The organism is Marinomonas algarum, from assembly GCF_020532605.1.
Taxonomy (GTDB): Bacteria; Pseudomonadota; Gammaproteobacteria; order Pseudomonadales; family Marinomonadaceae; genus Marinomonas; species Marinomonas algarum.
This window is the reverse complement of record NZ_JAJATW010000005.1, coordinates 1-6,979: the sequence shown is the minus strand read 5'-3', so window position 1 is coordinate 6,979 and position 6,979 is coordinate 1. Positions and strand designations below refer to the sequence as shown.

At 43.7% G+C, this 6,979-nt stretch carries 10 protein-coding genes and 1 pseudogene; 9 read left to right on the top strand and 2 right to left on the bottom strand.

Annotated elements, in window-relative coordinates; translation table 11 throughout:
• Both LG368_RS05080 and LG368_RS05075 read left to right on the top strand, forming a co-directional pair.
• The coding region (locus LG368_RS05080; RefSeq protein WP_226753652.1) for an HNH endonuclease at positions 1 to 850 on the top strand (850 nt) is incomplete at its 5' end.
• 99 nt (positions 851 to 949) lie between these two features.
• The gene (locus LG368_RS05075) at positions 950 to 1,210 is read left to right on the top strand and encodes an HP1242/YdcH family protein (RefSeq protein WP_226753651.1); all 261 of its coding nucleotides are present in this window, start codon (positions 950 to 952) and stop codon (positions 1,208 to 1,210) included.
• Between the two features lie 107 nt (positions 1,211 to 1,317).
• On the opposite strand, the gene LG368_RS05070 is transcribed toward LG368_RS05075, so the two are convergent.
• Positions 1,318 to 1,902: a DUF938 domain-containing protein gene (locus LG368_RS05070; RefSeq protein ID WP_226753650.1), complete on the bottom strand. Its 585-nt coding sequence runs from the start codon at positions 1,900 to 1,902 to the stop codon at positions 1,318 to 1,320.
• Positions 1,903 to 2,185: 283 nt separating this feature from the next.
• Between LG368_RS05070 and LG368_RS05065 the strand changes: the two genes are divergently transcribed.
• The 7 genes from LG368_RS05065 to LG368_RS05035 all read left to right on the top strand — a co-directional run bounded on the left by LG368_RS05065 (position 2,186) and on the right by LG368_RS05035 (position 6,147).
• Positions 2,186 to 2,533: a type II toxin-antitoxin system RelE/ParE family toxin gene (locus LG368_RS05065; protein ID WP_226753654.1), complete on the top strand. Its 348-nt coding sequence runs from the start codon at positions 2,186 to 2,188 to the stop codon at positions 2,531 to 2,533.
• Positions 2,533 to 2,835, top strand: coding sequence for a helix-turn-helix domain-containing protein (locus LG368_RS05060; protein WP_226753649.1), 303 nt, complete (start codon positions 2,533 to 2,535; stop codon positions 2,833 to 2,835). Before LG368_RS05065 ends, LG368_RS05060 begins: the two co-directional genes overlap by 1 nt.
• Before the next feature lie 40 nt (positions 2,836 to 2,875).
• Positions 2,876 to 3,163, top strand: a complete 288-nt coding sequence (locus tag LG368_RS05055) for a hypothetical protein (protein ID WP_226753648.1) — start codon at positions 2,876 to 2,878, stop codon at positions 3,161 to 3,163.
• 134 nt (positions 3,164 to 3,297) lie between these two features.
• Positions 3,298 to 4,317 (top strand): ABC transporter substrate-binding protein, encoded by a 1,020-nt coding sequence (locus LG368_RS05050; protein WP_226753647.1) that lies wholly within the window; start codon positions 3,298 to 3,300, stop codon positions 4,315 to 4,317.
• Positions 4,318 to 4,326: 9 nt separating this feature from the next.
• The gene (locus LG368_RS05045; protein WP_226753646.1) at positions 4,327 to 5,109 is read left to right on the top strand and encodes an ABC transporter permease; all 783 of its coding nucleotides are present in this window, start codon (positions 4,327 to 4,329) and stop codon (positions 5,107 to 5,109) included.
• Positions 5,094 to 5,825: an ABC transporter ATP-binding protein gene (locus LG368_RS05040; protein WP_226753645.1), complete on the top strand. Its 732-nt coding sequence runs from the start codon at positions 5,094 to 5,096 to the stop codon at positions 5,823 to 5,825. The genes LG368_RS05045 and LG368_RS05040 overlap by 16 nt, the downstream gene beginning before the upstream one ends.
• A gap of 19 nt (positions 5,826 to 5,844) precedes the next feature.
• The gene (locus tag LG368_RS05035; protein WP_226753644.1) at positions 5,845 to 6,147 is read left to right on the top strand and encodes a DsrE family protein; all 303 of its coding nucleotides are present in this window, start codon (positions 5,845 to 5,847) and stop codon (positions 6,145 to 6,147) included.
• Positions 6,148 to 6,328: 181 nt separating this feature from the next.
• Here the strand turns inward: LG368_RS05035 and LG368_RS05030 are convergent.
• Positions 6,329 to 6,727 (bottom strand): annotated as a pseudogene (locus LG368_RS05030) (LysR substrate-binding domain-containing protein); the annotation flags it as partial.
• Between the last annotated feature and the right edge of the window lie 252 nt (positions 6,728 to 6,979).

Genomic DNA, 6,979 nt, shown 5'->3' with positions numbered 1-6,979 from the left:
TGAGAAAAACGCTGTGGAGTCCATCTTACCTATCCATCGATGGAAAGTGGAGACGGCAAGCTTTGATATTCACAAGATTACAAATCCAGAAGTGACGGGGACTGGCTACCAATCTGGCGCGCAAAAAGACTTTTACAATGTGAAATCCTATGTACTTCATCGTGATAACTACAAGTGTCAGTCTGGAAGAAAAGGCAAACACAGTCAAAAGCTGCATGTTCACCACATTCAGTTTCGCTCGAATGGCGGTACAGATACGCCATCAAATTTAATTACCTTGTGTGAGGCTTGCCATGCTGATTTACACGCCGGTAAGTTCGACATCAAAGCAAAACGATCTCGAACCAAACACGCTACTGAGATGGGCATCATTAAATCGAGACTTAAAATATCATGGTTATTTATCGAAACATTTGGCTACGAAACAAAGTACAAAAGAGAGCAGATTTTGGAACTTCCAAAAGAACATTATTACGATGCGGTGGCGATCTGCTTAGAAGATGGCGAGCTTGTAGAGATAAATTCTAGCGTATATTTCAAGCGCCACGTATCGAAAGGGGATTATCAACTCACCAAAGGGGCAAGGTCTGAGAAGAAAATCCCAGTGGGTAAGGTTTTTGGCCTAAGAAAGCATGACTTTATCTCCACGCCCCAAGGTGATGGGTTCGTTAAAGGCAAGCGAAGCTCTGGCTATTTTGCATTAGAAACAATCACTGGCGAAACCGTTCACGCCAGCGCGAACGTCAAGAAAAGCGCAGTTCGAATTAAAGCACGGACCACCACATTAACTCAAAAATGGAGGGTGCAAGCAATTCCTCCTCCCGCTAAAGCAGGAGGTATCCTTGCCTAAAAAATGATGAAATAGAAGGGAAAACCTGACAGATATCAAGTTACGGAAGAGGTAACTAGGATAATCTAGTTGAAAACAACATGATGAATGGAGGCAAGTATGCCAATTGAAAACCACGATTTAGTACATGAATTTCCTGAGTTAAAAGACGAGATTCACCAGTTAAAAATGGACGATGCACACTTCAAAAAACTGTTTGAAGAATACAACCACTTAACCAAAGAAGTGGAAAAAATGGAGCAAGAAATTATTCCTGGTACTACGGCAGAAGAAGAGCAGTTGAAAAAACAACGTTTGCAACTGAAAGACACTTTGCTTGGCTACATCAAAGCCAATAAAAAAGCGGCTTCACAAGCGTAAGTTCGGAGTGTAACCCGAATCACGTTTGACGCAACACACCCCCGTTTCTTGTCTCTTTAGAGAGGATGCGGGGGTTTTTACGCTTAGCAGCAATGAATCAAAACCGCTTACTTTACCGACCACACCAATAAAAAGTTATTAGCTGGCATAGAAACCTGTTCTATTAACGTCATACCCTCTGCCCAATCCACTAACTCAGCCACATCGCAGATACCACCATAACCTCTTTCTCGTAAGCTCTGATCAAATGCCTGATTGCTTTCACTGGTGTGGCGACCATTAACATTCATCGGCCCATACTGACAAAATACTCCCCCTGGTTTTAGCTTAGAGGCAATCGTTTTCATCATCAGCTCTGCTTCATCCCGTTGCATGATGTGTGTTGTGTTCGCAGTGAAGACCCCATCAACATCCAAATTTGGCCAGTCATTTTTACCAAAATGGAACTCAACGGGTAAAATCACGTTACCCAGATCAGCTTCTGCTATCCAAGCTTGAATACTTTCATGGTTATCGATCATATCGCTGGTGTGCCAAGTCAAATGCGGTAAGCGGCTTGCGAAGTACACAGCATGCTGCCCTGTACCTGAGCCTATCTCTAATACACAACGGCAATCTTTGAAATACATCGATAATTCTTCAAAAATCGGCTGTTGGTTTCTGTCACACGAAAGGGAAAAGTTTTTTGTCATGGGGCGTTATTACCAAATATAAAAATCTAAAAATGCCCAATCAAGAGCATGGGTGGCTTACTTAATTGGCTATTGGGATGTTATGTCGTTTTTATCAATATAAGCGCACCACTCATTGGAATCAATTGGTGGGTCTTGACGATTTCTCGAATACTAGCGTTAAACGCTATGACAAAGGGGTAAGGATACTTGAGATTAATACAGCACTTTGATTGAATTAATAGCTTACAGACTATATAGTTTAAAAGCTATAATTTTATATAAAAGGGACTTTATGTAGAATATAGAAACCACTGATGTTTTCGATGAATGGTTTGAGGCATTGGATGATACCGATAAAGAAAATGTCTTAGCTTCGTTACTGTTGTTACAACACAAGGGCCCTCAGTTGCCGAGGCCTTATGCAGATACAGTCAAGGCATCAAAGTTCGTTAACATGAAAGAACTTAGAACACAGAATAAAGGCAACCCTATCCGTTCGTTTTATGCTTTTGACCCTGAAAGAACAGGGATTGTACTGTGCGCTGGTGAGAAAACAGGTAAAGAAAAACGCTTCTATGTGAGAATGATTTCCGTGGCAGATAACGAATTAGAAAAGCACTTAACCAAGCTGAGCAATCGAGGTGAATAATGGCCAGAACACTTGATCAATTACTTTCCGAGCAGCAACCTGAGATAGTCTCTAATGCTCGTAAAAAAGCAAATGATATGGCGCTCGACATTCATCTTGCTGAACTTCGTGAACGTATGCAAATTACTCAAGAGGATATGGCCAAAGCGCTAGGCGTAAAACAACCAACGATCGCTGGAATGGAGCGTAAAGGGCGTGATGTTAAGTTGTCGACCTTAAAACGTTATGTAGAAGGCGCTGGCGGGAAAGTAACAATTGATGTTGAATTACCAGATGGAAGCCATTACGGGTTCAACTTATAGCTAGTTGGTGTGGTTTTTATCAGAATTACGCGTCAATTGGGTGATTCTAAGAACAAGTGATAGCGTCATTGTCTATCACGGAGCCAATTACTGGTTACCAGGTGGTCACATTGATGGTTTAAGGGAAGACTACTTGGCTTCGATGGCAAGCTCTATTCCGCTTAAATGCTTAGGTGCAGTTGAAGACATTGCCAATACGGCGCTTTTCTTTTTGTCTGCTTGGAAGAACCGATATGAAAAATCCCCTCTTCCAGTGACCTCTTATTGCACTTCATTGATTCAAGTACCTACCGTCAATCACGATCACTCCCAAAAATCAGTCTGTTAACCGACTCTTGATGTTGCCACCCACCGTTAAAAAGCGCATTTACTTAGTCCAAAACAATCTTATCAGTTCATTTTATATGCTTTATTTGCATATATACTGCCTTTTCAAATTTCTTACTTTCTGGAGTGCTCTAGATGCGCCACTTTATAATACTGATGACTTTATTCTTGGGTAGCTTGAGCAGTTTCGTAACGGCTGCGGACAAAGCGCTGGAAATTGGCTATATGCCGATCATTCCAGTCTCTCAAGTGTTTATTACCTTGGAAAATAACACCTTGAGTAACGCCGGTGTGAACGACCCTGAATTGTTCCAGTTTCAAAATGGCCCAGCCATTGTTCAAGCACTTCTCGCCGATCAGTTAGACGTGGCGTACCTCGGTATTGGGCCTGCCATGGTCGCTCGTGCCAAAGGCGCAGACATTAAAGTGGTTGCCTCTAATATTGTTGAACAAATCAGCATGGTGACGTTAGGTAATTTATCCCCTTATTTTGAAAATGGTGAGGCAAAAACAGCGTTTGCACGTTTTAAAGCCGATACGGGTCGCAAGGCCGTTATCTCTACTTTCCCACGCGGCTCAGTACCAGAAACCGTTTTACAATATTGGTTACAAAAACAACTTGGTCTAACCCGTGAAGAGATCACACAAAACATCGACATCATCTACCAAGGTGCAGCGCAAGTTCAGCAAGCCTTGATGACAGAAGCCGTTGATGGCGCTGCAATTTTAGAGCCTGTCGTGAGCATTATTAGCGATAAAAAGTCTGACGCCAAAGTCGTCGCCTCGGGTTCTGACATGTTTCCCCATCAACCGGGCGCTGTGATGGTAGTACGTGAATCACTAATTAGCGAGCAACCAGAACTGGTTAAAGCCTTAGTGAAAGCCCACATTGACGCCACCAACTTGCTGCGTAACACGCCTGAAAAAACAGTGAAGTCCGTTGGTAAATATGTGGGTGGCGGTCGTCTACCGAGCAAGATAACCCTAACCGCATTAAAAAATTCACGCGACCAGTTCGAAGCAGATCCGAACGCCATAATAGATGGCACCCGTACTATGCACGATTTTCAAGCGAGCCAAGGCACACTGAAAGTCAGTGTCGATCTTGATCGCTTGTTTGATGTTCGTTTTTATAACGAACTCATTAAGGAGTAATTTCTCGCCATGGCATTAGAGTCTCATCCTTTCACACGCACTCGATTTGGTCGGGCCATATTGGGAATAATCGGTGTCGCCGCGTTTGTTATGCTCTGGAAATACGCCCAATCGGCTGGTTGGGCGGCCGCTGGCACAATTCCTGATCCATTTAGATTGCCACAAGCTTTAGCAGACGAATGGACATCCGAACGCTTAATGCCAGCGGTGCTTTCAAGCTTGGTGCATTATGCGTGGGGCTTAGCCATTGGCACCTTTCTAGGTTTTTTAGTGGGAACATTAGCCGCTTCATCATCACTACTCGATGCCTTACACGCTTGGTTAGCGCGTATTCTTCGCCCTATTCCACCTTTGGCTTGGGTTGTCTTTGCCATCGCCTGGTTCAAAGTCAGTCATGCTGGCGCCGCCTTCGTGATTGCTATCGGCGTCTTCTGGGTAAACTACTTCGCGACCTATTCTGCGGTACGCAATGTGGATGCTCGCTTTTATGAACTGGCTCGTGCTTTTGGTCAAAATGGCCACTTACGCCAAGCCTTCCAAGTCACCCTGCCCGGCGCTGCAACGGGGATTTTCTCAGGGATTCGTACTGGCATAGGCCAAGCTTGGATGACATTGATCGCGGCGGAATTATTAGGCGTTCCGGGGATGGGACAAGAAATGAACTCCGCAGCCGGCGTTGGCGCTTACGAAGTTGTTGTGGTGTACATGCTGATTATTTCTTTCGTTTACACCCTAAGCGATACCCTATTTGGTTTTATTGAAAAGCGAGTGCTGACATGGCGTCCATCTTAAAAATTGAAGACCTAAGTTATCACTACGGTAACAATCCTAAGCCTGTTTTTGCCAACTTAAACCTTCAAATAGAAGATGGCGAATTCATCGCGGTTGTTGGCGGTTCTGGCGTGGGGAAATCGACATTGTTACGTTGTGTGGCGGGGTTGGCTTCGTCAAGCAGTGGCAATATAACTCTTGATGTCGAAGAAAACGACACTCGACGTTCTCGTAGCGTGGTCTTTCAAGATGGTCGTTTAATGCCTTGGCGAACGTTGCGTAGCAACATCGCCTATGGTCTAACCGGCTTGAATCTCACCGCAGAGCAAAAACGCAAACGAGTAGATGACGTCTTAACATTGACTCGACTGGATGAACTGGCGGATCGCTGGCCGTATCAACTGTCTGGTGGACAAGTTCAGCGTGGCGGCATTGCCAGAGCATTAGCCGTACAGCCTCACTTATTATTAATGGACGAGCCTTTTAGCGCCGTTGATGCCATCACTCGTCATCACCTACAAGATCAGCTATTAGCAATCTGGGAAAAAACGCGTAAAGCCGTGATGTTTATCACCCATGATATTGAAGAAGCGGTATATTTGGCTGATCGCGTGATTGTACTATCTGGCTCGCCGGGTAACATAGCGCTAGACAAACGCATTGACCTGCCTCGCCCACGTCAACGCAATACAGACGCATTGCAGAGCATTGCTCAAGACATCGCCAACGCACTTTAATTGACACAGGATTTTTTCAATGGCTATTACACAATTAACGATACACGCGCCAACCCTTGATTCACTCAAACGTGCTCAAAACAACGCCCGTAACTTATTAAAACTAGAGCCTGACGCTCAAATAGAAATCGTCGTCAACGGCCCAGCGACCGCACTGGCCGTAACACTGACAGATGAAGATATTTTGAGTAGATTAGTGATTTGTCGCAACAGCCTACAAGCACAAACACTCACCGCACAGCCAAACGTAACACTCGTAGACGCCGCCGTTCAGCACCTTGCTCATCGACAAGCAGAAGGTTGGTCATATATACGCGCCTAAACTCGACTGCTTGTCAGGAGCGAATAGTAAAAAGAAATAGATGAAAGGAATTAAATATAAGCAGGGAACGCTTTGACTGTTTGAGTTCAAGTATATGAATTTAAGTGCCTGAACTTAAGAGTCTAAACTGTGTGAATTCATTTTTACTATCTTCTCTCGAATGGCATCACAGACAAACGTATCACAAAAGATTACGTAGTGATGTTCTTAAGTCTTTAAAAACGTCAAGGCTGCTGTGTTTTTGGTGTTGTAGAACGTCGACATTCGCCACCCACCCCATTTCTTCAAACTCAATAGGAAGCTTGATCAACCCTCCTTTATTTACTTCGTCAATAGCAACATGATTGGGTAGTAAGCACCATCCATACCCCTGTAAAGTCAGTTCCAATAACACAAAATAATTATCTGAATACCAAATGTCAGGGCTGAGTTTAAATTGAAAACTGCTCGTTTGAGTGGTTCGAGAACGCAGCAGAAGTTGACGATACAAACGCAGGTTATCAATATTTTTACAGACCTGATTGGCCAGCGGGTGGGATTTGGCAATGTACAAATCAAATTTTATTGCCCCAAGACACTCATAATCGAGGTAACTAGTTGTCCCTGAATAACTCTCAACCTATTGAATTTATTGTGTTTTTATTAGATAGTTTATGTCTAAATCTTGCCTTAAATACAGTGTAAGGCCCAAAAAGTTGCAGAATTGGTGAGTTTTATGAAGCCTCGTCAGACAGAGAGCATTCCACAAAAAGATTTATTTCAACCTCAGCTCGTAGACATCATTAACTCGAATCATCCTTTAGTAAGGTTATCCAAGACTATTGATTGGACC